Source organism: Pacificitalea manganoxidans (genome assembly GCF_002504165.1).
GTDB classification, from domain to species: Bacteria; Pseudomonadota; Alphaproteobacteria; order Rhodobacterales; family Rhodobacteraceae; genus Pacificitalea; species Pacificitalea manganoxidans.
In genome coordinates this window covers 40,597-65,083 of record NZ_CP021404.1, presented here as the reverse complement: position 1 = coordinate 65,083, position 24,487 = coordinate 40,597, and the positions used below count along the sequence as shown (strand labels likewise).

Below are 24,487 nucleotides of genomic sequence, written 5' to 3'. Positions count from 1 at the left end.
ACGATTCATGGAATTTCTAGAGTTACTTTTCGGCAAGATCGGCGACCTGACATGGGGATGGTCGCTTATCCCCATTCTGGTCATTTTTGGTGTGTTCATCACCATTGCGACCGGTTTCGTGCAGTTTCAATTCTTCAAACGCATGTTCCGCGTTCTGTCGAATGACAATAACTCCGGCGATCCGAATGCGATTTCGGCGCGTGCGGCCCTGCTCGTGTCGGTCGGCGGGCGTGTCGGCGGCGGCAATATCGCAGGTGTCGCCGTGGCGATCACGCTGGGTGGACCGGGGGCGGTGTTCTGGATGTGGGCCATCGCGCTTGTCGGCATGGCGACCAGCCTTGTCGAATGTTCGTTGGCGCAGCTGTTTAAGCGCAAGGTCGGCGAAAGCGAATATCGCGGCGGTCCGGCAGCGGCGATCCTGCATGGTCTGGGTAACGAATACCGCTGGCTGGCCGTGGTCTATGCCGTGTGTCTGATCGCGGCTTTCGGTCTGGGCTTTAACGCATTTCAGGGCAACACGGTCGCAGGCGCGGTCCAAGACAGCCTCGGCATCGACCGGCTGTGGACCGGGCTGGTGCTGGCGGCGATTTCCGGCCTCATCATCTTTGGCGGCATCCAGCGGATCGCCAAGGTTGCCGATGTGGTCGTGCCGATCATGGCGATTGGCTATCTGCTGATGGCGGTGATCGTGATCCTGATCAACATCACCAGCCTGCCGGGCGTGCTATATGACATCGTCAGCAACGCCTTTGGCCTGCAAGAAGCCGTGGGCGGCGGCATGGGCGCGGCCATCGCGCAGGGCCTGCGTCGGGGTCTATTCTCGAACGAGGCCGGGCTTGGCTCCGCCCCCAACGTCGCGGCGACCGCCGAAGTGCGCCACCCGATCAGTCAGGGCATCACGCAGTCGTTTTCCGTCTTTATCGACACGATCATCATCTGCTCGTGCACCGCATTCGTGATCCTGCTGGGCGATGTCTATGTCCCCGGCGCCGAAGGCATCGACGGTGTGGCGCTGACCCAGCAAAGCATGGTGTCCCACCTTGGGGAATGGGTGCAGTATTTCCTGACCGGGGCGATCCTGCTCTTCTCCTTCTCGTCCATCATCTACAACTACTATCTGGGCGAGAACGCGATGACGGTCCTGACCCGCAGCAGCATGGGTATCCTTGGCCTGCGGGTGGCGATCATTGCGATCGTGTTCCTGGGCGCGACGGCTCCGGCGGCGACGGCGGTGTTCTTCTTCTCCGATCCGATGATGGGGATTTTGGCGCTGGTGAACCTGCTCGTCATCATGATGCTGTTCCCGGTGGCGATGCGCCTGCTGCGCGATTTCCGCCGTCAGCTGAAGGAAGGGGTGGAGCGTCCGGTGCTCGATCCGGCAAACTACACTGACCTCGATATCGACCGCGAGGCATGGAGACTGCCGCAGGTCTGAGGATCAAACAGCGTCAGGCCCCCCACGCGGGGGGCCTGACGTACCGCCCGTCGCGGGGCGGGACAGGAGGGGTTCAGCGCACCTTCTGCACACGCACTGCGCCAGATGGCCCCGCGCGCGCGACCGCTGCGCAGCCATTGGCCTTGGCGGAATTCCCGGCGTTGACCGCGAAACGGTCCGGCCATCGCCACGCGCGACGCCCTCACCCACGAATGATCGCCCGCGCCTTGAACCGGGATATCGTGTCCCATATCTGCTGGACCTTACCCGCTGAAAAATTCCGAGGTATCGCCTGTGAGCCACATCAATCTCGTCAAACTCTGCGTTGGGGCAGACACGATCGACGATCTGGCCGGGTGGCAGCGACAGCGCGCGGCACAGGCGCGCAAGGCCGGGGGGGATGCATTGCCCCGCCACGTTACCCGTATGTGGCCCAAGCAGGAGCAAGCGTTGCTGGCGGGCGGGTCGCTTTATTGGGTGATCCGGGGCGTGATCCTGTGTCGGCAGACGATCCTGCGGCTGGATGAGGTGACGGGACAGGATGGCATTCGGCGTTGCGGCATCGTGCTCGATCCGGAAATTCACCGCACCGAGGCCGTGACGCGCCGCCCATTCCAAGGCTGGCGCTACCTGAAACCAGCCGATGCGCCGCGCGATTTGCCTGACGGCCGCGCGCAGGAGGAGGCATTGCCGCCCGGACTGTCGGCGGCCCTTGCGGAAATCGGCGTGCGTTAAATGGCGATGGCGCAGAAGCAGCCGGGGTCAGCCACCCAAGGTCAGTCCCCGAGCCGCTGTTCCAGTTCGCGCAGGATCTGCTTGGCCCCGTCGGACCAATCGGCGGCGTGGCTCTTGAACAGAGTTGCCTGACTGCGCAGGATCAGCCCGTCCTCCAGCACCCGCAGGTGATTGGCGCGCAGCGTTTCCCCGGAGGATGTGATGTCGGCGATGGCCTCGGCGGTCTCGTTCTTGACCGTGCCTTCGGTGGCGCCCTGACTGTCGACCAGTTGATAATCGGCAACGCCGTAATCCCGCAGGAAGGTGCGCACCAGCCGGTGGTATTTGGTCGCGATGCGCAGGCGGTGCCCGTGTTCGACCCGGAATGCAGCCGCGGCGGCATCCAGATCGTCAAGGATACGCACATCCGCCCAGCAATGCGGAACCGCGATCACAAGATCCGCAAATCCGAACCCCATTTCCGAGATCTCGGCCACGCGGCTGCGCCAGTCGCCGATCTTTTCACGCACAAGGTCGGTGCCGGTCACGCCCAGATGGATGCGTCCTGCAGCCAGTTCGCGGGGAATTTCACCTGCTGACAGCAGCACCAGTTCGACGCCCGCGATGCCATCGACCGCCGCCGCATATTCGCGTTCGCCGCCGGTGCGCGACAGGGTCATGCCGCGCGCGCCGAACCAGTCGAACGTCTTCTCCATCAGCCGCCCCTTGGACGGCACGCCAAGCTTGAGGGTCACGCGGCGCCTCCCAATTCCAGCAGAAGTCCGGGCCGGATAACGCCGCCGACGGCGGGAATTTCCGAGCCTTGCCCCAGCACACGGGTCAGCGCGTCGTACCGCCCGCCCGTGGCGACGGGGGGTAGATCGGGGCGTCCTTCGGCGTAGAAGCCGAAAACGAACCCGTCGTAATATTCCAGCGCGGTGCGGCCGTAGCTGGCTTCGAAATCCAGCGTATCCAGCGCGACGCCGCGCCGGGCCAACGCCTCCAGCCGTTGCTCCAGACCCTCCAACGCCTGCGTGATGCTAGGCAGGTCCACGGCGATGTCGCGCAGACGCTCCAGCGCGAATTCCGGGGTCTCGCGGACATCCAGAATATCGTCGATCAGCGCGACGGCGGCGGGGTCAATCGGGGCGGTGGCGGCATCTTCGGCGAGCCGGTTCAGACGTTCGGAAATCTCGCCAGCGCCGCGCAGGCCAATCTGTGGCTGGGCTGCGGCCATCACCGCATCGACGCCCTCCTTGTCCAGCCGGGACAGCAGATCGCGGCGCGGGGCGGGCAGGGGAGCGACGCCGCCGAACCGGTCGAGCAGCGCCCGAAACCGGCGCGGGCGCCACAGGTGCCGCAGCAGGGCTGCGCGGCGCGGCTCGGTGGTGCCAAGCCCGTTCACAGCGGCGCGCAGAATGCCGATATCGCCAATCGCCACCCGCAGGTTTAGAGGGGCAAGCGCGTCGGAAATGCGGGCAAAGACCTCGGCATCCGCCTGCGCCGGATCGACCCGGTCAAAGATCTCGTAGCCCACCTGAATGTATTCGCGGGGTCGCCCGTCGTCTTCTTCCTGACGGCGGAATACCTCACCTGCATAGGTATAGCGCGCAGGCTCCGCGCCGCCTTTCATATGCATCTGCACGACCGGCACGGTGAAATCCGGGCGCAGCATCATCTCGCCGCGCAGCGGGTCCGAGGTAACGAAGGCGCGCGCGCGAATATCCTCGCCATAAAGGTCCAGCAGCGTGCCTGCCGGTTGCAGAATGTCAGCTTCGACCGGCGCGGCGCCCTGCGCCTCGAACAACGCCATCAGCCGGGCGGCCTCGGCGCGGATTTGCGCTTTGCTCGGCATGGGTCAGCCTTCTTCCCGGTCCAGCATCGCGCGAATTTCAGTGACCAGATCGGCGCGCGGGATCTCGCGCTGCGCGGGCTGGCTCTTCCATTCCTCAAGGCTGGCGTTTTCGGCGATCTTTGCGCCCAGAACCAGATCCTTGATCTGCACGACGCCGCGCGCGGCCTCATCCTCGCCTTGGATCACGGCCACGGGGGAGGCGCGTTTATCGGCGTATTTCAACTGATTGCCGAAATTCTTGGGATTGCCCAGATAGACCTCGGCACGGATGCCGGCCTGACGCAATTCCCCCGCCATCGCCTGATAATCGGCCATGCGGTTGCGATCCATCACGGTGACGATGACCGGGCCTTGCGTTTCGCCACTGGTGCGGCCCTTGGCGCGCAGCGCGGCCAGCAGCCGGTCCACCCCGATCGACACGCCGGTGGCGGGCACGGCCTGCCCGGTAAAGCGCTTGACCAGATCGTCGTAGCGTCCGCCACCTGCGACCGAGCCGAACTGCCGCGGGCGGCCTTTTTCATCGGTGATCTCGAAGGTCAGTTCGGCCTCGAACACTGGGCCGGTGTAATACCCAAGCCCGCGCACGACTGACGGATCGATTTCCACGCGGTCGGGGCCGTAGCCCTGCGCCGCCAGCAGATCGGCGATGGTTTCCAGCTCGTCCACACCTTCGGTGCCCGTCTTACTGTCACCGACCAGTTCGCGCAGGCGCGCCACCGTGGCGGCACCGCTGTCCCGCTTGGCCTCCATGAAGCCCATGACCACATCGGCCTGTTCGTCGGCCAGACCGGCCCCCTTGGTGAAATCGCCGCTCTGATCTTCGCGCCCGGCGCCCAGCAAGGCGCGCACGCCCGCCGGACCCAGCCGGTCGAGTTTGTCGATCGCGCGCAGGACGATGCCGCGCTCGTCGGCGAAGCGGTCGGGATCGGCGGGGTCGAGCACGCCCGCGACCTCCATCACCCCGTTGAGAACCTTGCGGTTGTTGACGCGCACCAGATAGTCGCCGCGCGGAATGCCCACGGCCTCCAGCGTATCGGACAGCATCGCGCAGATTTCCGCATCCGCCGCGACCGACGGCGCGCCGACCGTATCGGCATCGCATTGATAGAACTGGCGGAACCGACCGGGCCCGGGCTTTTCGTTGCGCCAGACCGGACCCATCGCATAGCGACGATAGGGGCTGGGCAGATCGTTGCGATATTGCGCGGCGACACGGGCCAGCGGTGCGGTCAGATCATAGCGCAGCGCGACCCAACCGGCATCGTCGTCCTGCCACGCGAACACACCCTCATTGGGCCGATCCACGTCGGGCAGGAACTTGCCCAGCGCTTCGACGGTCTCGACCCCGGAGCTTTCCAGCGGGTCGAACCCGTAGCGATGATAAACCTCCGCGATCTGTGCGAGCATCGCGGTGCGTTCTGTCACCTCTGCGCCGAAATAGTCGCGAAACCCTTTCGGGGTTTCGGCCCTGGGGCGGCGGGGCTTGCGATCCTTGGCCATATGGGTCTGTCCCTTGGGGTCATGCGTCTGCGCGCGGCATATCCGAAGGCCGCGGAGCCCGCAAGTTCGCCGCTTCCCGCGCGCCGCTCGCCCCCCTATATCAAGGCGGCAACCAACAAGGAGAGACGCGATGGATCAGGACCGGATCGAAGAGACGCTCGCGCATCTGACCCGCAGTGTCGATGATTTGTCGGATGTGGTGGCACGGCAAGAACAGCAGATTGACCTGCTGACCCGCCGCGTTGCGCGGCTGATGGAACGGGCGGCAGAGCAGGAGTCGGAGGCATCCGGCGGTGTGTTGCTGGGCGACGAACGCCCGCCGCACTACTGACACCGGGCGCCGCCATATGGCGGATCAGTTCACCGACTTGGCCACCAGATCGCCGTTATGCAGCAGCAGTTCCATGTTCTGGGAACTGCCTGCGCGGGGGTAGACGCTCAGGATCGCCGTCTTGCGGGCCATGCGGTCAAAATCGCTGCTGCTGCATTCGCCCCGGCATGTCCGCTGCCGCAACTGGTTGAAGGCCACGCCGGTCGCGCCCTGCGGCACATGCGCGCCGCCCGCGCCATGCATCAGCATATCGTATAGCTGGAGCGAGCCGAACATCGCCAAGGTGCCGCTCACCGCGCGGACGCAGCCATCGTCGAACCCGGTCAGGAACAAGGTGCGCGGACCCGCCGTACCCGGCTGGCTGTCATATAGCGTGTAGTCCCCGGACACCGCATATTTGCTGCCCAAGCCACGCTCCGGCACGCCACAGATGCGGGCGACCTCGCCGAATTCCACGCCCGCCGCGGCGTCCAATGTGCTGCTGGCGGGGCCCGCGCCGCGCCGGGTCACGCCGGGTTCGGTGCAGGCGGCAAGCGCGGCGATCAGCATCAGGGCTGCGCCGATGCGCAAAACGGGGATGGGCAGGTGCATGGCGTCAGATATCCTCGACCGCGACGACGCCTCCCAGCGATTTGAGGGCGCTCTTGATCTGCGGATTTACGGGGAAGCGCTGCGGCAGCGCAACCACCGGCTCCCCGGCGAGGTCGTTGGCAAGCAAGCCTATGCTCACAGCGGAAAACCGCTGACCTTTCGCTTCGTCGCGGACCTTGTGCAGCAGGGTGCTGACCGGGCCGATGGCATCGATCTGATCGATATAGATGCGGATTTCGGCAGCGCCGCCCTGCTCGGCCACCTGATCGATCGGCACCGCCGATTTCGCCAGCAGCTTTAGCTGATCGCTCTCCATCGTCGCCTCGACCGTCAGCACCACATTGGTGCCGGGCTCCAGATGCTCCCGCGCGGCCTCCAGCGTTTCGGAAAACACCGTGACCTCGTATAGCCCGGTCGGATCCGACAGCTGACAGAAGGCAAAGCGGTTGCCGCGCGCGGATTTGCGTTCCTGCTTGGCGGCGACGGAGCCTGCGATCTTGACCACCGCCGGGGCGCGGCGCACCTGCTCGTGCACCTCGGCCAGTGTCAGCACTTTCTGGCGGCGCAGCGCGGACATGTAATCATCCAGCGGATGACCCGACAGGTAGAAGCCGATGGCTTTGTGTTCCTCCGCCAGCCGCTCGTTCGGCAGCCAGTCGTTGGAGGTGGACAGGCGCGGCTCCGGCAGGTCATCGCCCGCCTCGCCGAACAGCGACACCTGATTGCTGGCGCGCTGTTCGTGGATCGCGGCGGAATAGGACACCAGCGGATCGAGACTTTCGAACACGCGCCGCCGGTTGCTGTCCAACTCATCGAACGCCCCGGCGCGGGCAAGCATTTCCAGCGGACGTTTGCCCACCTTTTTCAGGTCCACGCGGCGCGCGACATCGAACAGGGTCGCGAAGGGGCGCTGCTCGGCCTCCCGCGCGCGGACGATCAGTTGCATCGCTTCGGCGCCCACGTTCTTCAGCGCCGCCAACCCATAGACCAGCCGCTGTTTGTCGACGCTGAACGTCACCTGCGAGCGGTTCACGCAGGGCGGGACGATTTCAATATCCAGCCCGCGCCGGACCTCTTCGGCATAGACCGAAAGTTTGTCGGTCAGGTGGATATCGCAGTTCATCACCCCGGCCATGAACTCGACGGGATGGTTCGCCTTCAGCCATGCGGTCTGGTAGCTGACCACGGCATAGGCGGCGGCGTGGGATTTGTTGAAGCCGTAATTGGCGAATTTCTCCAGCAGGTCGAAAACCTCGCTGGCCTTCTTGGCATCCACGCCATTGGCCGCCGCGCCGGATTCGAATTTCGGGCGTTCGGCGTCCATCGCCTCCTTGATCTTCTTGCCCATCGCGCGGCGCAGCAGGTCGGCGCCGCCAAGGCTGTAGCCCGCCATGACCTGCGCGATCTGCATCACCTGTTCCTGATAGACGATGATGCCTTGGGTTTCCTCAAGGATGTGGTCGATCAGCGGATGCACCGAGGCGCGTTTGCGAGTGCCGTTCTTCACCTCGCAATAGACCGGGATATTCTCCATCGGGCCGGGACGGTAGAGCGCCACCAGCGCCACGATATCCTCGATGCAGGTCGGCTTCATCCGGCGCAGCGCGTCCATCATGCCGGTGGATTCCACCTGAAACACGGCGACGGTCTTGGCGCTGGCGTAAAGCTTGTAGGTGCGCTCGTCGTCGAGCGGGATATGCCCGATATCGTTCTCCGCCCCCGGCGCGGGTTCGTATAGTTCGACCCCATCGGCCCCGACATGCAGATCACGCCCGCCCGCGTGGATCAGATCGATGGCGTTCTGGATCACCGTCAGGGTTTTCAGGCCGAGGAAGTCGAACTTCACCAGCCCGGCCTGTTCGACCCATTTCATGTTGAACTGCGTCGCGGGCATGTCCGAGCGCGGATCTTGGTATAGCGGCACCAGCGCGTCGAGAGGCCGATCCCCGATCACCACGCCCGCCGCATGTGTCGAGGCGTTGCGCAACAGCCCCTCGACCTGCTGGCCATAAGTCAGAAGCCGGTCGACGACCTCCTCCGCGCGGGCCTCGGCGCGCAGGCGTTCCTCCTGCTGCAGGGCTTGGGTGATCGAGACAGGTTTGACGCCCTCGACCGGGATCATCTTCGACAGGCGGTCCACCTGCCCGTAGGGCATCTGCAACACTCGACCCACGTCGCGCACCGCCGCTTTCGACAGCAGCGCGCCAAAGGTGATGATCTGCCCGACCTTCTCGCGGCCATATTTTTCCTGCACATAGCGGATCACCTCCTCGCGGCGATCCATGCAGAAGTCGATGTCGAAGTCAGGCATCGACACACGTTCGGGATTCAGGAACCGCTCGAACAGCAGCGAGTAGCGCAGCGGGTCCAGATCGGTGATGGTCAGCGCATAGGCCACGAGCGAGCCCGCGCCCGAGCCCCGCCCCGGCCCGACCGGAATGTCGTGATCCTTGGCCCATTTGATGAAGTCGGCCACGATCAGGAAGTAGCCGGGAAAGCCCATGCCCTCGATGATGCCCAGTTCGAATTCCAGCCGCTTCTCGTAATCCTCGACGGGGGCGGCATGGGGGATCACGGCAAGCCGCGCGGCCAGACCCGCCTGCGCTTGGCGCCGCAGTTCGTCCACCTCGTCATCGGCGAATTTCGGCAGGATCGGATCGCGGCGCTCGGATTTCACGGCGCAGCGGCGGGCGATCTCGACGGTGTTTTCAATCGCCTCCGGCAGATCGGCAAAGAGCGTCGCCATCTCTTCGGGGGTTTTCAGATAATGCTGCGGCGTCAGGCGGCGGCGCGGCGCGGACTGATCGACATAGGCGCCCTCGGCGATGCAGATCAGCGCATCATGCGCCTCATACATGTCGGGCTTGGGAAAATAGACGTCATTGGTGGCCACCAGCGGCAGAGCCTTGGCATAGGCCATTTCGACATGGCCCCGCTCGGTCAGCTTCTCGGCTTCGGGCAGACCCGCATCGCCGGGATGGCGCTGCAACTCGACATAGAGCCTGTCGGGGAACGCCGCCGCCAGCCGGTCCAGCAGCGCGTCGGCACGGTCGCGGTGCCCGGCGCGCATCAACCGGCCCAGCGGGCCGTCCGGGCCGCCGGTCAGGCAGATCAACCCGGCGGACAATGCCTCCAGTTCCTCGGGCAGCACATGCGGCTCCTGCCCGTCACCTTTCAGGTAGAGGCAGGAATTGAGCTTTAGCAGATTGTCATAGCCGGTCTGGTCCTGCGCCAGCAGCACGACAGGCGCGGGGGGCAGCGGCTTCGCCCCCGGCTCGGGCGTCTCGTAGGTCAGATCCAGCTGGCAGCCGATGATCGGCTGCACCCCGGCCCCGGTCGCGCCCACCGAAAATTCCAGCGCCGCGAACATGTTGTTGGTGTCGGTCACCGCGACCGCCGGCATGCCCATATCGGCGCAAAGGCCGGGCAGCTTTTTGGTACGGATCGCACCTTCCAGCAGCGAATATTCAGTGTGCAGGCGGAGATGGATGAATTTGGGTGCGCTCATGCCCGCAACCTACAGCGAAGCCTGCCGTCCCGGAAGTCCCCGCCGCCGCGCGACGCGGGGGCAGGCGATCACTTCGTGTTGCGCCCGCCCAAGGCCGAAAACTTGCCCCCCGCCCCGGTAGGGGAGGGGGCGCGCGCCGGATCAGCCTTGCTCCGGCACCAGCACTTCGCGCTTGCCCACATGGTTGGAGGCACTGACCACGCCCTGATCTTCCATCTGCTCGACCAGCCGCGCGGCCTTGTTATAGCCGATCGCCAGTTTCCGCTGGATGTAGGAGGTGGAGCATTTGCGATCCTTGATCACGATCGCGACCGCCTGATCGTAAAGCGCATCTTCCCCATCGGTGTTGCCGCCGGTGTTGAGGCCCAGCACCGCGTCGATATCGCTGGATTTGTCGTCCGACGGACCCTCGACCACGCCGCCGATGTAATCGGGCGGGCCATAGGCCTTCAGGTGGTTGACGATTTCCTCGACCTCTTCGTCGGACACGAACGGCCCGTGGACGCGGGTGATGCGGCTGCCCCCGGCCATGTAAAGCATGTCGCCCATGCCCAGAAGCTGCTCGGCGCCCATCTCGCCCAGAATCGTGCGGCTGTCGATCTTGGACGTCACTTGGAAAGAGATCCGCGTGGGGAAGTTCGCCTTGATCGTGCCGGTGATGACATCGACCGAAGGCCGCTGCGTCGCCATGATCAGGTGAATCCCCGAGGCCCGCGCCATCTGCGCCAGACGCTGGATGCAGGCTTCGATTTCCTTACCGGCCACCATCATCAGATCGGCCATCTCGTCGACCACCACCACGATGAAGGGCAGCAATTCGGGCGCGAACTGTTCGGTCTCGAAAACGGGTTCGCCGGTCTCGTCGTCAAACCCGGTCTGCACGGTGCGCGAGAACATTTCCCCCTTGGCCTGCGCGTCGCGCACCCGGCCATTATAGCCTTCGATGTTGCGCACGCCCATCTTGGACATCTTGCGGTAGCGTTCTTCCATCTCGCCTACGACCCATTTCAGGGCCACGACGGCCTTCTTCGGGTCGGTCACAACGGGCGAAAGCAGATGCGGGATGCCGTCATAGACGCTGAGTTCCAGCATCTTGGGGTCGATCATGATCAGGCGGCATTCCTCCGGGCTGAGCCGGTAGAGCAGCGACAGGATCATGGTGTTGATGGCCACGGATTTACCCGAACCAGTCGTCCCCGCGATCAGCAAATGCGGCATCTTGGCGAGGTTCGCGACGATGGGATCACCGCCGATATCCTTACCCAGCGCCAGCGGCAGGCGGGTGTTCACATCGTCGAATTCGCGCGACGACAGGATTTCGCGCAGCACCACCTTCTCGCGGTTGCTGTTGGGCAATTCGATCCCGATGACGGAGCGGCCCGGCACGGTGGACACCCGCGCCGACAGCGCCGACATCGACCGGGCGATATCATCGGCCAGCCCGATCACGCGCGAGGCTTTCAAGCCCGGTGCGGGCTCTAGCTCATACATGGTGACCACGGGGCCGGGCCGGACCGAGACGATTTCGCCCTTCACGCCATAGTCGTCGAGCACGTTTTCCAGCATGCGCGCGTTTTCTTCCAGCGCCTCGTCGGACAGGTGATGCCGTTCGATGCTGCCGGGATTGGTGAGCAGAGCGAGGGGCGGCACTTCGTAGGCCTCCGCCGGTTCCTCGAATTGCAGATCGGGCTGCGCTTCGGCCTGCGCGCGGCGGGAGGGCGCGACGGTCTTGCGCGGCGGATGCTGCACAACACTGCGCGGCGCATCGACAGCGCCCCGTTCCACACGCGGGGCGGTCAGCGGCGCGGATTGCGACATCTGCCCGGCAGGGGAGGGGGGCAGGGTGGCCTGTCCCGGCACCGGCTGCGGCGCGGCGCTGTCGGCAACCATGCCCTCGCCGTAGCCTTCGGCGCTGCCATAGCTGGCGTCATAGTCGCTGTCGAAATCATCATAGGCCACGGGGGTGTAGCCTTCGGGATCGGCATCGCGGGCGTCGTAACCGTCCATGTCCATATCCGGCGCAGGCATGGCCACCGGCGCGGCAGGGGAGGGGGGCACGGTGCGGCCCGTCTGCACCCGCGCCTGCGGATGCGGCTCCGCCCGGCGACTGATGGGGGCGTGATACTGATCCTCGGGATCTTCGATCTGGGCCATCGGGGCGGAGCGCACGGCGGTCGGGCTTTTGACCAGCAGCGGCGCGGGGCCACGATAGCGGCGGACCGGCGGTTCGGGGCGCAGGGCACCGGGCAGGGCGGCGGGATCGCTGATCTTGCGGGCGGGGGCCTGCCGCATCCGGGCCTTGATCACATCGGCGATGCGCGCCTTGATCCGGTCCTCGCTCGGCGCTTCGATCAGCGCGTGGGGGTCTTCCAGTTCGGTGTCGAACAGTTCGGGCTGCAGGTCCGGCTCCGGCGCGCGGCGCACAATGGACGACATCGACGCCAGCAGGCCGGCGCGCGGCTCGGCCATCTGGGGATCATCGTGGTCGTCATCGTCGAACACGGCGTCGTCGGGGTCATGATGCACCGTCTCGGACCGGCGGCGGGCGCGGTTTTCGGCCATGGTGCGGGCGGCCACGGCGGTATTGCGCGCGCCCCGTCCGAACAGGGTCATCAGCGCGTCATAGCCCATGATCACGCCCACGACGACGAACCGCACAAAGCGGCGCATTTCGGTGCCGGTGCAGCCCAGCACAAACAGTGCGATGGCCAGCGTGGCAAGCCCGACGGGGATCGCCAACAGCTTGACCCCGAAACTTGCCGTGATCGGCAGCACGCTGACCAGCGCGCCCAGAACCGTATCCCCGAACAGCCCGCCCAAGCCAAAGCTGTGGGTCCAGCCGGAACTTGGCACGATGGTGGAGGCATAGACGGACGCACAGGCGATGCCGATTGGCGCAAAGATCAGCCTTGAAATCGCGCGCTCTTCTCCGGTGTGGAACATAAACCGAAGGCCCCACGCCATACATAGCGCCGCGAGACCCCAGCTGCCGAACCCGACGATGACGAACAGGGGCGAGGCGATGGACGCGCCGAAGCGGCCCAGCAGATTCTGCACCGGCTCGTCGGTCGCCGAAAGCCATGAGGGGTCTTCGGGAACGTAGGAGCCCAGCATCGCGGCAATGGTCAGGCCCAGCCCGATCAGGGCGATGCCGATCAGTTCCTTGCCACGTCGTTCGATGGCGGCCTGCATGCTGCTGTCGAGAAGCGGATCGCGCTGTCGTGCCTGAAATGCCATTGCCTGTCCTTACCCTTCCATGCAGGAGCGCAGGCGCATCAGCCCCTCCCGCAGGTCGTCTTCATGCGCGACCATCGCCGCTCTCAGATACCCCGCGCCGGGGTCGGTGCCGTTCACGCTGCGGCTGAAGTAGTTGCCGGGCAGCACCTTCACGCCTGTCTCACGCCACAGTCGGGAGGCCAGATCCTCCGCATCGCGCCCGGACGTGCCGATCCACAGGAAAAACCCGGCCTCGGGGGCGGCGTATCCGGGCATGCCGCCCAGCACCTCCTCCGCAAGCGCGAATTTCCGATGATAAAGCGCAAGGCTGTCCTGCACATGCGCCTCGTCCGCCCATGCGCGCGCCGCCACGGCCTGCAACGGCGTCGCCAAGGGGGCACCGGAATAGGCGCGCAGTTGGCGCAGGCGTTGCATGGATTGCGGCCCCGCGGCCACGAACCCGGCGCGCAGGCCGGGCAGGTTGGAGCGTTTCGACAGGGAGTTGAACACCACCACACGCTCAGGATCGGCGCCGGTCTCCTGCGCCATTTCCAGTCCGCCAGGGGGCGGCGTGTCACGCCAGATTTCCGAATAGCAATCATCCGAAAAGATGCGGAAATCATGCCGTTCGGCCAAAGCCAGCAGGTCGCGCCAATAGTCGCGGCTGGCGACAGCGCCCTGTGGATTGGCCGGGGAACACAGATAGACGATGGCGGTCCGGTCCAGCGTTTCGGCAGGAATGGACGCGAAATCCGGCAGGAATCCCGTCTCGGCCGTGGCCGGGACATAGATCGGCTCCGCCCCGGCGGTCAGCGCGGCGACGGCATAGACCTGATAGAACGGGTTCGGCATCAGGATCGCGGGCTGTTGACCGTTCACCGTTTCGGGGCACAGCGCGATGGCGGCGTTGAACAGGCCCTCGCGGGTGCCATTCAGCGCCATCAGCCGGTCCGGCCCGAGGGTGACGCCATAGCGCCGGTCGATCCAGCCCGAGATCGCCGTGAGCAGATCCTCGGTGCCTTCGTTCTTGGGGTATTTTGCAAGGGTCGGCACCGCCGCGGCCATCACCTCGGCGACGAAATCCGGCATGGCATGACGCGGCTCGCCGATGGTCATATCGATCACCGGGCCACCGGGTTCGATCCCGGCAAGCAACGCGCGCAGGCGCGGAAATGCATAAGCTGGCAGTTCTGAAAACCGCTTGGGAAACGTCATCGTTTCAACTGTCCGCCTCAAGATCCGGGATCGTTCTCGCCCCGTTTGAGGCCGAAGATACCGACCCGCCCCGGCCCGGTCCAGAAAAACCCATGCGGGCGGGGGCAGACAGAGAACGAAATGTGGCTTTTAAGTTGAGCCGGCAGAGTTCTAACGGTTTCAGAGGGTTGGTGAATGCGCGATACGCCCCGACCGGGCGAATTCCACGGGGGCGGCCAATGCCAATGGACGCGCGTCAGACCCTGCGCCGCGGTCTGCGGTCATGTCCGTAACTTTAAGCAGCCGGCCTAGCGGGGCACGCGGGTCCACGGCGGGATCGAGCTTGGCGCGCCGAAATAATGCCCCTGCATGCAATCGATACCCATCGCCAGCAGCAGCGCGGCATCTTCGCCCCGCTCCACCGATTCCGCGACGGTGAACATGTCGAAATGCCGCGCGATGGAAATCAGCGCCTCTGTCAGCACCCGGTTGTCCGGGTCGCGGTGAATGCCATTGATGAACTGACCGTCGATCTTGATGATGTCGAAATAGAAGTCCTTCAGATACCGGAACGAGGTGTAGCCTGCGCCGAAATCATCGAGGGCAAAGGAAATGCCGCGCGTCTGCATCCGTTCCATGAACACACAGGTGATGTCGGGCATGATCATGGCGGAGGCTTCGGTGATCTCGATGATCAGCCGCTCTCCCACAGAAGGGTCGGCGGCAAGCCCGCGTTCCAGCGTTTCGGTCCAGCACGGATAGCCGATGGAGCGGGCAGACATATTGATGGAAAGCCGAACCGACGGATTTTGCTGAAGCGCCCTGAGCCCCAGTTCGAGCGCCCGGCAATCTATCAACCGTCCCAGTTCCGATGTTTCGCAGGTATGAATGAACTCCCGCGCGGGAATAATGCGCCCGCTGCCGTCGTTCAGCCGGATCAGCCCTTCGTAGAACGCGACGCGGGGCGCGTGGCGCGCATCGACCACGGGTTGGAAAGCCAGCGTGGCATCGTTGTTGTCGAGCGCCCTGCGCACGGCGCTGAGCGTATCGCGTTCCTGTAGCGCGCAAGCCGAGGACAGCGGGCTGTCCAACCCGCTCAGAATCGTTTCGCGCAACCAGTCGTCATGGTGATTGCGATCAACAAAGACCCCCTCCGCCGCCCTGCCAGCATCCGCATCATCCGCGGCTTGCCGGGCGCGGGTGGACTGCATGGAAAGGCCCGCCTGTCCGAACTGCTTGTCATGTTTATATTTCGTCATGCGCACTCCATGGGCTTATGCCGTTGTGCGCCGCACGGGGCTAAGATCGGGTAAACAATTCAAATTCGTTTTATTTTTATTGCCAGAGCGCTAAGCCTCGGACTGGGCAGGGCCAAGCAACGCCTGTCGTGACAGGGGGTGCGCATGGCGGACAGCATCAATAAAACTGGGGATATCGGCGCGCGCTGCGGCTGGGTGACCGCCGATCCGCTCTATCTTGACTATCACGACCACGAATGGGGCGTGCCCGAATATGACAGCCGCGCGCTGTGGGAAAAGCTGGTGCTTGACGGGTTTCAGGCCGGGCTGTCGTGGCTGACCATCCTGCGCAAACGCGACAATTTTCGCGCGGCCTTCGACGGGTTCGATCCCGTGCGCATTGCCAGTTGGGGCGATGCCGAGGTGGCCCGGTGTCTTGCCGATCCAGGGATCGTGCGCCACAGGGGTAAGATCGAGGCCGCCATCGGCAACGCCCGCGCATGGATCGCGATGGAGGAGGCGGGCGGCTTTGACCGCTATCTGTGGGATCGTGTGGGTGGCGCGCCGATCCAGAACCGCTACCCCACACAGGCCGAAGTGCCGCCGCAGACGCCGCTGTCGCAAGAGATTTCAAAGGATCTGAAGCGCCGGGGCTTCCGCTTTTGCGGTCCGACCATCGTGTATGCGTTCATGGAGGCGACGGGGCTCGTAAATGACCACATCGTCACCTGCCCCTGCCATGACAAGGTCGCCGCCATGGCGCGCGGGTGAGCCGCGACTAGGCCCGCGAAACCGCGGGCTTCGGGCGAACGCGGCTGTGCCGCTTCTCGCTGACCGCGCATGGTTTCCGTTGCGAAACACGCATCCGCCCCTTACCACGGATGGGGAAATCGGCGGGGGTGGTTTCGGGCGAGGATGACCGGGGCCGTAGGCCTACCGCCTTGTTTTGGGGAAAGGACTTTCCATGACCAATGTCGTCATCGCCTCCGCCGGCCGAACCGCCGTCGGTAGCTTTCTTGGCTCGTTTGCCAACACGCCGGCTCATGATCTGGGCGCGCGCGTGCTCGAAGCAATCGTGGAGCGTGCGGGGATCGACAAATCCGAAGTGTCCGAGACGATTCTCGGGCAGGTTCTGACCGCCGGTCAGGGTCAGAACCCCGCGCGTCAGGCACATATTCTTGCCGGTCTGCCGCAGGAATCCGCAGCTTGGGGTATCAATCAGGTATGTGGCTCCGGTCTGCGCGCCGTGGCGCTGGGCGCACAGCATATCCAGCTGGGCGATGCATCGATCGTGGCCGCAGGCGGGCAGGAAAACATGTCGATGAGCCCCCATTGCGCCAACCTGCGTCAGGGCCACAAGATGGGCGACATGTCCTATATCGACACGATGATCCGCGATGGCCTGTGGGACGCCTTCAACGGCTATCACATGGGTCAGACCGCCGAGAACGTCGCCGAGAAGTGGCAGATCAGCCGCGACACGCAGGACGAATTCGCCGTCGCGTCCCAGAACAAGGCCGAAGAGGCGCAGAAGGCCGGTCGTTTCGCGGATGAGATCGTGTCCTACACCGTCAAAACCCGGAAGGGGGAAACGGTCGTCGATGCCGATGAATACATTCGTCACGGCGCCAACATCGAATCGATGCAGAAACTGCGTCCGGCCTTCACCCGTGACGGCTCTGTCACGGCGGCCAACGCATCGGGCATCAATGACGGTGCTGCGGCGGTCCTCCTGATGAGCGCCGATGACGCCGAAAAGCGCGGGATCGAGCCGCTGGCCCGCATTGCGTCCTACGCCACCGCTGGTCTGGACCCCGCGATCATGGGCGTCGGCCCGATCCATGCCAGCCGCAAGGCGCTGGATAAGGCCGGTTGGTCGGTGTCCGATCTGGATCTTGTCGAAGCGAACGAAGCATTCGCCGCGCAGGCTTGTGCCGTGAATAAGGAAATGGGCTGGGATCCGGCCATCGTGAACGTCAACGGCGGTGCGATTGCCATTGGTCACCCGATTGGCGCATCCGGCTGCCGCGTGCTGAACACGCTGCTGTTTGAAATGAAGCGCCGCAACGCCAAGAAAGGTCTTGCCACGCTGTGTATCGGTGGTGGGATGGGCGTCGCGCTCTGCGTCGAGCGTCCGTAAGCTAAATCGCACGGGCGGGGGCCTATCACCCCGGCCCGTGCCCGCGCCGACCCAGCGCCGAACAGGCTGCGGGGGGTAAATTATCGCGGGCATAAGAAATAATGTTGCGAATTTATGGCGCTAACCTTTAATGTAATTGCACGACTTCGGAGGAGAGCATCATGAGTAAGGTCGCATTGGTTACCGGTGGCAGCCGGGGTATCGGCGCTGCAATCTCGAAGGCGCTGCAGGAGGCGGGCTATCAGGTCGCAGCCACCTATGGCGGCAATGACGAGGCCGCCGCCGCGTTCACCAGCGAAACCGGGATCAAGACCTACAAATGGTCGGTCGCGGATTACGATGCCTGTAAAGAGGGCATCGCGCAGGTCGAAGCGGATATTGGCCCGATTGACGTCTTGGTCAACAATGCCGGGATCACCCGCGATTCCATGTTCCACAAGATGACGCCGGAACAGTGGAAAGAGGTCATCGACACCAATCTGTCGGGCGTTTTCAACATGACCCACCCGGTGTGGTCGGGGATGCGGGACCGGAAATTTGGCCGGGTCATCAACATCTCCTCGATCAACGGGCAGAAGGGTCAGGCAGGCCAAGCCAACTATTCCGCTGCTAAGGCCGGGGATCTGGGCTTTACCAAGGCCTTGGCGCAAGAAGGTGCGCGCGCCGGGATCACGGTCAACGCGATCTGTCCGGGCTATATCGGCACCGAAATGGTCCGCGCCATTCCTGAAAAGGTTCTGAACGAAAAGATCGTCCCCCAGATCCCGGTGGGCCGGTTGGGCGAGCCGGAGGAGATCGCGCGCTGCGTGGTGTTCCTCGCCTCCGACGACGCGGGGTTTATCACCGGATCGACCATTACCGCCAATGGTGGGCAGTTCTTCGTCTGAGCGGGGAGCATGACAGGCGGGTGGTCTTTCGCGCGGAATGTCGTGCGGGACCACCGGCCAGATGCAGCGCCAGCAGGGTCACCGCCCGCGCCGAACCGCTAGGATAGTAAATGGCCTACGGTGAGCGCAGCCGAGAGCCGATCAAGACAAAAGCAAAGGGACCGGCAGAACCGGTCCCTTTCTTTTTGATATGAAACCGTATGGGGCGCGGCCCGTGGAGGGTCAGACTCCGACCTGCTGAATATGCAGGCTTCGGGCGGGCGGCCCGTGATCGTATAATATAAGACCGGGAAGGCAGGCGCCGGTGCACGCGGGTGCCGACCTCCCCGACCGTAACTCGTGCCGTGTGCCGTTTCGGGTGACGCGTCCGCCCCGAGCGGCGATTCAGGAGGTCAGGCCATGCTAAGCCTGCTGATCTCCTCCTTGATCTTGAGCTTCTGCTTCTTCATGTCGGCGATGGTCAATGGATCTGCCGAAGGGGAACGCTGCGCGGCCTCCACCTCCGCCGCGAGGGACTGATGTTTCCTGCGGAGCTGCTGAATATGGGCACTCACGGTCATCTTTCTCTCCTACTGGTTCGCCATGACACCAGTGCAGCACGTTTTTTGAGTCGTGTCACGAAACGGTTGCCGCAGTGTCATGCTCAAGAGATATGAATTTCCCTAAGGCGAAGTTAAGGGGCAAGCCCGGGCATCGGCGCCGCATCGCGCAATACGGCGCTGATTTGCCGGGAATAGTCTTCGCCATCAGCCAAATGCTGCGCGCCCTCGTGCAAGATCACTGGAAAGTGCAGACGCGGCGCGGCACCCCCACCCTTGCGTGCGCGGATCAAGACGAGGCTGGCCTCACGGCCCGTCCGGGGCGCAAGCGGCAGAATTTCGACACTGCCCAGCCGATCAGGAAGCGCGCTGAGGATGTCGGGCAGGCGGGTCGGATGATGGATCAGCGTCAACCAGCCCCGCGGACGCAATCGCCGCGCGGCACATTCAAGCCACGTTGCCAGCGGGGTGTCTTCGCCCATCGCGGCCTCCCGCGCGGCCCCCTCGGCGCGGGAGCCCCGGCTGCGGTCGAAATAGGGAGGATTGGCGATGACGTGATCGAAACTGCGCGCCCGCAGAGGCGCAGGCAGGTCCGCCAGATCGGCCTCGATCACGTCCATTTCGGGGGTGTCCGCGCGCCGGTTTTCCTGCGCGTTGCGGCGGGCCAGCGCAGCGGTGGGCGCGTGGCGTTCCACACCCGTCAGATGCAGCCCCGCCACCCGCGCGCCCAGACACAGGCTTGCCGCGCCGACGCCACAGCCCAGCTCCAGCACCGTGTCACCGGGGCGCGCAGGGCAGGCTGCGGCCAGAAACACCGGATCGACCCCCGCGCGGTAGCCGCGCGCAGGCTGCCACAGACGGATCCGACCGCTCAGGAATTTATCGCAACTGGAAGGTGTCACGTGAAACATTGCGGACGCATCGCCCTCCGGGTTCGGTCCGGCGCTATGGTCTTCCGCGTTTGGCAATGGGGTCAGTCCCGGTCAGTGGTGACGTCGATGCCGTTGGCGCGCATGGCGGCCCGGGCAGCGATCAGATCGTCATCCGCAACCATCAACCGCCGCGGCAGTATGCCCAAGCTGCCGTCCAGGATGCTCATATGGACGTCCATCTCGAAACACTCTATATCCTCGCCGGCGAGGAGGGCCTGTGCAAAGGCGATCACAGTCGGGTCGTTGGCGCGCAGAAGTTCCTTCATGACCCAGACTTAAGGGCTGTTACGGTCCTTTGTCGAGTAGACAGACGAGAGTGTGATGGGCCTGGATGATGCCGTCGTGAAACCGCATGAGCGCCTGGCCGAGGTTCTGGCTGGCGATCTGGATGCGGTGAACAGCCTGATCCGCGCGCGGATGGCGTCTGAGCATGCGCCTCGCATTCCCGAAGTCTCTGCCCATCTGATCGAAGCAGGCGGCAAGCGGCTGCGCCCGATGCTGACGCTCGCCTCTGCGCGGCTGTGCGGCTATGACGGCCCGTTTCACGTGCATCTGGCCGCAACGGTGGAATTCATCCACACCGCGACCTTGCTGCATGATGACGTCGTAGACGAAAGCGGCCAGCGGCGCGGGCGCCCCACGGCGAACCTGCTGTGGGATAACAAATCCTCGGTTCTGGTGGGCGATTACCTGTTTGCCCGCGCGTTTCAGTTGATGGTGGAGCCGGGCAATCTGCGCGTGCTCGACATCCTGTCCAACGCCGCCGCGACAATCGCGGAGGGCGAGGTGCTGCAACTGACCGCCGCCAATGACCTGAAAACGGACGAGGGCGTCTATCTGAAGGTCATTCGCGGCAAGACCGCCGCGCTGTTTTCCGCCGCGACCGAAGTGGGCGGTGTCATTGCCGAACAGCCTGCGGATACGGTCGAGGCGCTGCGCATCTACGGCGATGCGTTGGGGATCAGCTTTCAGATGGTCGACGATCTGCTGGACTGGCAGGGCGATGTGGGCGCGACTGGCAAAAATGTCGGCGACGATTTCCGCGAGCGCAAGCTGACCCTGCCGATCATCAAGGCTGTGGCTGCCGCCGATGCCGATGAACGGGCGTTCTGGGTGCGCACCATCGAAAAGGGCGACCAGCGCGACGGCGATCTGGACCGCGCGACCGATCTGCTGACGCGGCACGGGGCGTTGGATGCCACCCGCGATGCGGCGACCGGCTGGGCGGAAACCGCCAAGGAGGCCATGCGCCGCCTGCCCGCCGATCCGATGCGGGATCTGCTGATCGATCTTGCCGATTATGTGGTCGCGCGCATCCGCTGACGGGACGCGTCCCACGCTTGCGCCCGTGGCGCGGGTCCGGCTATTTCACCCGCATGGCCAAGCTCTATTTCCATTATTCGACCATGAACGCCGGCAAGAGCACGATCCTGCTGCAAGCGTCGCATAACTATATCGAACGGGGGATGCAGACCTATCTGCTGACCGCCGCATTGGATACCCGCGCGGGCGAAGGCCGGATTGGCAGCCGGATCGGGATCGGCGCCCCGTCTGACGTGTTTCGCGAAGGCGACGACCTGTTCGCCCGGATCGAGGCGCGACTGGCCGAAGGCCCCTGCGCCTGCGTTTTCGTGGATGAGGCGCAATTCCTGACCGAAGCGCAGGTCTGGCAACTGGCGCGCGTGGTCGATGACCTGAACGTGCCGGTCATGTGCTATGGGCTGCGGGTGGATTTTCTGGGGCAGTTGTTCCCCGGCTCCGCGGCGCTGCTGACATTGGCGGATGAGATGCGCGAAGTGCGGACGATCTGCCATTGCGGACGCAAGGCGACGATGGTGATCCGCCGCGATGCCGATGGTCAGGTCTCGACCTCGGGCGATCAGGTGCAGATCGGCGGCAATGAAACCTATGTGTCCCTGTGCCGCCGCCATTGGCGCGAAGCGGTGGGCGACCGGCTGCCCGATCTGTCGCCCACCGGCTGAACCTTAGGCCTGTGCGCCGTTGGTAGACGCGGTGTTGGCAGTAGGCGCATCGGTGGCGGGGCTGGGGGCCACGCCGCCATCGTAGACCAACGTGCGCGTGGGGAACGGAATTCCCACGCCGTTGTCATCCAGTGCCTCTTTCACCTTGCGCTTCATATCGGCCTGAAACTGGAAATAATCCGACGCGGCGACCCAGACGCGCACAAGGAAATCGACCGAGCTGTCATTGAGGTTGTTGACCTGAATGAAGGGCGCAGGCTCGGTCCGCGACCGGGGATCGGCCATGATCGTGTCGCGAATGACCTGCTCCGCCGTCGCAAGGTTGGAATCGTAGCTGACACCGAAGGTCCATTCCGCCCGGCGAGTGTCATAGACCGAATAATTGGTGATCGGCTGGCCCCAGATATCGGAATTGGGCATCGTCACCTGCACATTGTCCAGCGTGGCGATTTCGGTGGTGAAGATCGAGATATCCTTCACCGTGCCCATGACACCGGACACGATGATGAAATCGCCCTTCTTGATCGGGCGGAACATCACCAGCATCACGCCCGCGGCCACGCCCGACAGCACGCCCTGCAAGGCAAGGCCGATGGCCAGACCGGCGGCACCGACCAACGCCACCAGCGATGCGGTCTGCACCCCGAACCGGTTCAGCACAAAGATGAAGGCAAAGGTCAGAATGACGTATTTGGCGATATTGGCGAGGAACGAGAACAACGTGTCGTCGAGCCGCTTGTAGCGCATGGCCAAGCCCTCGATCCGGCGCTTCACAAAGCTGGACACGAGGAATGCAGCGATCAGAATGATGATCGCGGTCAAAAGGTTGGCCCCGATCCCGACGAGGAATTGGACACTCAGAATATCGCCAACCGTCGTTCCGGCGGCGATCTCGGTGCTTAGAAATTCGTCCATGCGTCAACTCTCCAGCGCAGCGTTGATTTTCTTGGCCAGCGCGATGTCCCGTTCGGTCACCCCGCCAGCGTCGTGACTTGTCAGCGCGACCTCTACCCTATTGTAGCTGTTAGACCAATCCGGGTGGTGGTCGGCCTTCTCGGCCATCAGCGCGACGCGGGTCATGAAGCCCCACGCGGCGGGGAAATCGGCAAACTTGAAGCTGCGGTGAATGGCGCGGCCGTCCTGTGCCCAGCCGGTCAGGTCGGCCAGCGCGGTGGTCAGATCGGTATCAGACAGGGTTTTGCTCATGATATGCCTTCAGATGTCTTCGGTGCCGGTCTTGCGGAACGGGCCGTAGCTGGTCAGCACCTCGATTTCATGGGCCACCGCGTCGGCTTCGGCCTCCAGATATTCCGCGATGGCAGCACGGAAGCCGGGATCGCCGACCCAGTGCAGCGAATGGGTGGTGGTGGGCAGGTAGCCGCGCGCCAGCTTATGCTCGCCCTGTGCACCGGCCTCGACCTGCTTCAGCCCGTGGGCGATGGCGAAATCAATGGCTTGGTAATAGCACAGTTCAAAATGCAGGCAGGGGTGATCCTCGACCGCGCCCCAATACCGACCATAAAGCGCGTCGCGCCCGATAAAATTTAGCGCCCCGGCGACGGGGGTGCCTTCGCGACATGCCAGCATCAAGGCCATGTCGTCGCGCAGGCGCTCCTGCGGAATGTCGAAAAACGCCCGTGTCAGATAGGGCATGCCCCATTTGCGGGCGCCGGTGTCCTGATAGAAGTCCCAGAACGCGTCCCAATGTTCAGGCTCGATCTGATCGCCAGTGAGCGTGACGATCGTGCCGCCGAAGTCCTGCGCTACGCGCCGTTCCTTGCGGATCGCCTTACGCTTGCGCGAGGACAGCGACCCCAGAAATCCGTCAAAATCCGCGTAGCTGTCGTTATGCCAGTGAAATTGCTGGGTCTTGCGGTGCATCAGGCCAAGCGCATCGCCCGCGGCGGCCTCCTCTGTCGTGCAAAAGGTGACGTGCAGCGAACTGATATGATTGTCGCTGGCGATCTGCACGGCACCTTGGGTCAGCGCGGCAATGCCTAATTCCTCGAACCCCGGACGGCACAGGAACCTCCGACCGGTGGCGGGGGTAAAGGGCACAGCGATTTGCAGCTTTGGGTAATACGTGCCGCCTGCGCGCTCATAGGCGTGGGCCCAGCTGTGATCGAAGATATATTCGCCCTGACTGTGCGATTTCGCATAGAGCGGCGCGGCGGCGATGAGTTGGTCATCCGCGCGGGCCAGCAGGTAGGTCGGCTGCCAGCCAGTGCCCCACCCGACCGAGCCGCTATCCTCCAGCGCCGACAGAAAGCGATGCGTGGTGAACGGATCGCGCGGGCGTCCGCCATCTGCGGCCTCGGGGGCGGCGCAGGCGTCCCACTCCGCCGCGTCGATTCCCGACAGGCTGGCGAGGGTCTGAATTTCGATGCGTGTCTCGGTCATGCGGCGCCTTAGGGTGGGGTGCGGG

22 protein-coding genes are annotated in these 24,487 nt (G+C 64.3%); 8 read left to right on the top strand and 14 right to left on the bottom strand.

Features of this window, described 5'->3' with window-relative positions; all coding sequences use genetic code 11:
* Positions 1-7: 7 nt before the first annotated feature.
* Positions 8-1,435, top strand: coding sequence for an alanine/glycine:cation symporter family protein (locus CBW24_RS00305; protein ID WP_097372294.1), 1,428 nt, complete (start codon positions 8-10; stop codon positions 1,433-1,435).
* A gap of 294 nt (positions 1,436-1,729) precedes the next feature.
* Positions 1,730-2,170, top strand: a complete 441-nt coding sequence (locus CBW24_RS00300; RefSeq protein WP_097372293.1) for a DUF1489 family protein — start codon at positions 1,730-1,732, stop codon at positions 2,168-2,170.
* 41 nt (positions 2,171-2,211) lie between these two features.
* Here the strand turns inward: CBW24_RS00300 and hisG are convergent, their stop codons facing one another.
* Genes hisG through hisS form a run of 3 tightly spaced genes read right to left on the bottom strand, consistent with a single transcriptional unit; the run spans position 2,212 to position 5,504 of the window.
* The gene (gene hisG / locus CBW24_RS00295) at positions 2,212-2,904 is read right to left on the bottom strand and encodes an ATP phosphoribosyltransferase (RefSeq protein ID WP_097372292.1); all 693 of its coding nucleotides are present in this window, start codon (positions 2,902-2,904) and stop codon (positions 2,212-2,214) included.
* Positions 2,901-4,004, bottom strand: coding sequence for an ATP phosphoribosyltransferase regulatory subunit (locus CBW24_RS00290; RefSeq protein ID WP_097372291.1), 1,104 nt, complete (start codon positions 4,002-4,004; stop codon positions 2,901-2,903). The genes hisG and CBW24_RS00290 overlap by 4 nt, the downstream gene beginning before the upstream one ends.
* 3 nt (positions 4,005-4,007) lie before the next feature.
* Positions 4,008-5,504: a histidine--tRNA ligase gene (gene hisS / locus CBW24_RS00285; protein ID WP_097372290.1), complete on the bottom strand. Its 1,497-nt coding sequence runs from the start codon at positions 5,502-5,504 to the stop codon at positions 4,008-4,010.
* A gap of 130 nt (positions 5,505-5,634) precedes the next feature.
* Between hisS and CBW24_RS00280 the strand changes: the two genes are divergently transcribed.
* Entirely contained in the window at positions 5,635-5,835 is a 201-nt protein-coding gene (locus tag CBW24_RS00280; protein ID WP_097372289.1) for a SlyX family protein, read from the top strand.
* Positions 5,836-5,859: 24 nt separating this feature from the next.
* On the opposite strand, the gene CBW24_RS00275 is transcribed toward CBW24_RS00280, so the two are convergent.
* From CBW24_RS00275 to CBW24_RS00255, 5 genes are all read right to left on the bottom strand, one after another.
* On the bottom strand, positions 5,860-6,426 hold the full coding sequence (locus tag CBW24_RS00275; protein WP_097372288.1) for a hypothetical protein: 567 nt from the start codon (positions 6,424-6,426) through the stop codon (positions 5,860-5,862).
* Between the two features lie 4 nt (positions 6,427-6,430).
* Positions 6,431-9,934 carry a DNA polymerase III subunit alpha gene (dnaE, locus tag CBW24_RS00270; protein WP_097372287.1) on the bottom strand — a complete coding sequence of 1,168 codons (3,504 nt, stop codon included), beginning with the start codon at positions 9,932-9,934 and terminating at the stop codon, positions 6,431-6,433.
* 141 nt (positions 9,935-10,075) lie between these two features.
* Positions 10,076-13,171 carry a DNA translocase FtsK gene (locus tag CBW24_RS00265; RefSeq protein WP_097372286.1) on the bottom strand — a complete coding sequence of 1,032 codons (3,096 nt, stop codon included), beginning with the start codon at positions 13,169-13,171 and terminating at the stop codon, positions 10,076-10,078.
* 9 nt (positions 13,172-13,180) lie between these two features.
* Positions 13,181-14,365, bottom strand: a complete 1,185-nt coding sequence (locus CBW24_RS00260) for an aminotransferase class I/II-fold pyridoxal phosphate-dependent enzyme (protein ID WP_097372285.1) — start codon at positions 14,363-14,365, stop codon at positions 13,181-13,183.
* A gap of 287 nt (positions 14,366-14,652) precedes the next feature.
* Positions 14,653-15,603 (bottom strand): EAL domain-containing protein, encoded by a 951-nt coding sequence (locus CBW24_RS00255; RefSeq protein ID WP_232529906.1) that lies wholly within the window; start codon positions 15,601-15,603, stop codon positions 14,653-14,655.
* 144 nt (positions 15,604-15,747) lie between these two features.
* Between CBW24_RS00255 and CBW24_RS00250 the strand changes: the two genes are divergently transcribed.
* From CBW24_RS00250 to phbB, 3 genes are all read left to right on the top strand, one after another.
* Positions 15,748-16,353, top strand: a complete 606-nt coding sequence (locus CBW24_RS00250; RefSeq protein WP_097372284.1) for a DNA-3-methyladenine glycosylase I — start codon at positions 15,748-15,750, stop codon at positions 16,351-16,353.
* Positions 16,354-16,546: 193 nt separating this feature from the next.
* On the top strand, positions 16,547-17,722 hold the full coding sequence (locus CBW24_RS00245; RefSeq protein WP_088663147.1) for an acetyl-CoA C-acetyltransferase: 1,176 nt from the start codon (positions 16,547-16,549) through the stop codon (positions 17,720-17,722).
* A 161-nt stretch (positions 17,723-17,883) separates the two neighbouring features.
* On the top strand, positions 17,884-18,609 hold the full coding sequence (gene phbB, locus CBW24_RS00240; RefSeq protein ID WP_088663148.1) for a beta-ketoacyl-ACP reductase: 726 nt from the start codon (positions 17,884-17,886) through the stop codon (positions 18,607-18,609).
* A gap of 392 nt (positions 18,610-19,001) precedes the next feature.
* Here phbB and CBW24_RS00235 read toward each other — a convergent pair whose 3' ends face one another.
* The 3 genes from CBW24_RS00235 to CBW24_RS00225 form a co-directional block, all read right to left on the bottom strand.
* Positions 19,002-19,169 carry a YdcH family protein gene (locus tag CBW24_RS00235; protein ID WP_088663149.1) on the bottom strand — a complete coding sequence of 56 codons (168 nt, stop codon included), beginning with the start codon at positions 19,167-19,169 and terminating at the stop codon, positions 19,002-19,004.
* A gap of 113 nt (positions 19,170-19,282) precedes the next feature.
* A complete protein-coding gene (locus CBW24_RS00230) occupies positions 19,283-20,059 on the bottom strand; it encodes a tRNA1(Val) (adenine(37)-N6)-methyltransferase (RefSeq protein ID WP_097372283.1) in 777 nt (258 codons plus the stop codon).
* A gap of 62 nt (positions 20,060-20,121) precedes the next feature.
* Positions 20,122-20,346: a putative signal transducing protein gene (locus CBW24_RS00225; RefSeq protein ID WP_088663151.1), complete on the bottom strand. Its 225-nt coding sequence runs from the start codon at positions 20,344-20,346 to the stop codon at positions 20,122-20,124.
* A 55-nt stretch (positions 20,347-20,401) separates the two neighbouring features.
* Between CBW24_RS00225 and CBW24_RS00220 the strand changes: the two genes are divergently transcribed.
* Together CBW24_RS00220 and CBW24_RS00215 are read left to right on the top strand one after the other, a co-directional pair.
* Positions 20,402-21,403: a polyprenyl synthetase family protein gene (locus CBW24_RS00220; protein WP_097372282.1), complete on the top strand. Its 1,002-nt coding sequence runs from the start codon at positions 20,402-20,404 to the stop codon at positions 21,401-21,403.
* Between the two features lie 53 nt (positions 21,404-21,456).
* Positions 21,457-22,062 (top strand): thymidine kinase, encoded by a 606-nt coding sequence (locus tag CBW24_RS00215; RefSeq protein WP_088663199.1) that lies wholly within the window; start codon positions 21,457-21,459, stop codon positions 22,060-22,062.
* Positions 22,063-22,065: 3 nt separating this feature from the next.
* On the opposite strand, the gene CBW24_RS00210 is transcribed toward CBW24_RS00215, so the two are convergent.
* From CBW24_RS00210 to CBW24_RS00200, 3 genes are read right to left on the bottom strand one after another with little or no spacing between them, the layout of a single operon-like run.
* The gene (locus tag CBW24_RS00210; RefSeq protein ID WP_088663153.1) at positions 22,066-22,977 is read right to left on the bottom strand and encodes a mechanosensitive ion channel family protein; all 912 of its coding nucleotides are present in this window, start codon (positions 22,975-22,977) and stop codon (positions 22,066-22,068) included.
* Positions 22,978-22,980: 3 nt separating this feature from the next.
* A complete protein-coding gene (locus tag CBW24_RS00205) occupies positions 22,981-23,268 on the bottom strand; it encodes a 4a-hydroxytetrahydrobiopterin dehydratase (RefSeq protein WP_097372281.1) in 288 nt (95 codons plus the stop codon).
* Positions 23,269-23,277: 9 nt separating this feature from the next.
* Positions 23,278-24,462, bottom strand: a complete 1,185-nt coding sequence (locus CBW24_RS00200) for a GNAT family N-acetyltransferase (protein WP_097372280.1) — start codon at positions 24,460-24,462, stop codon at positions 23,278-23,280.
* Between the last annotated feature and the right edge of the window lie 25 nt (positions 24,463-24,487).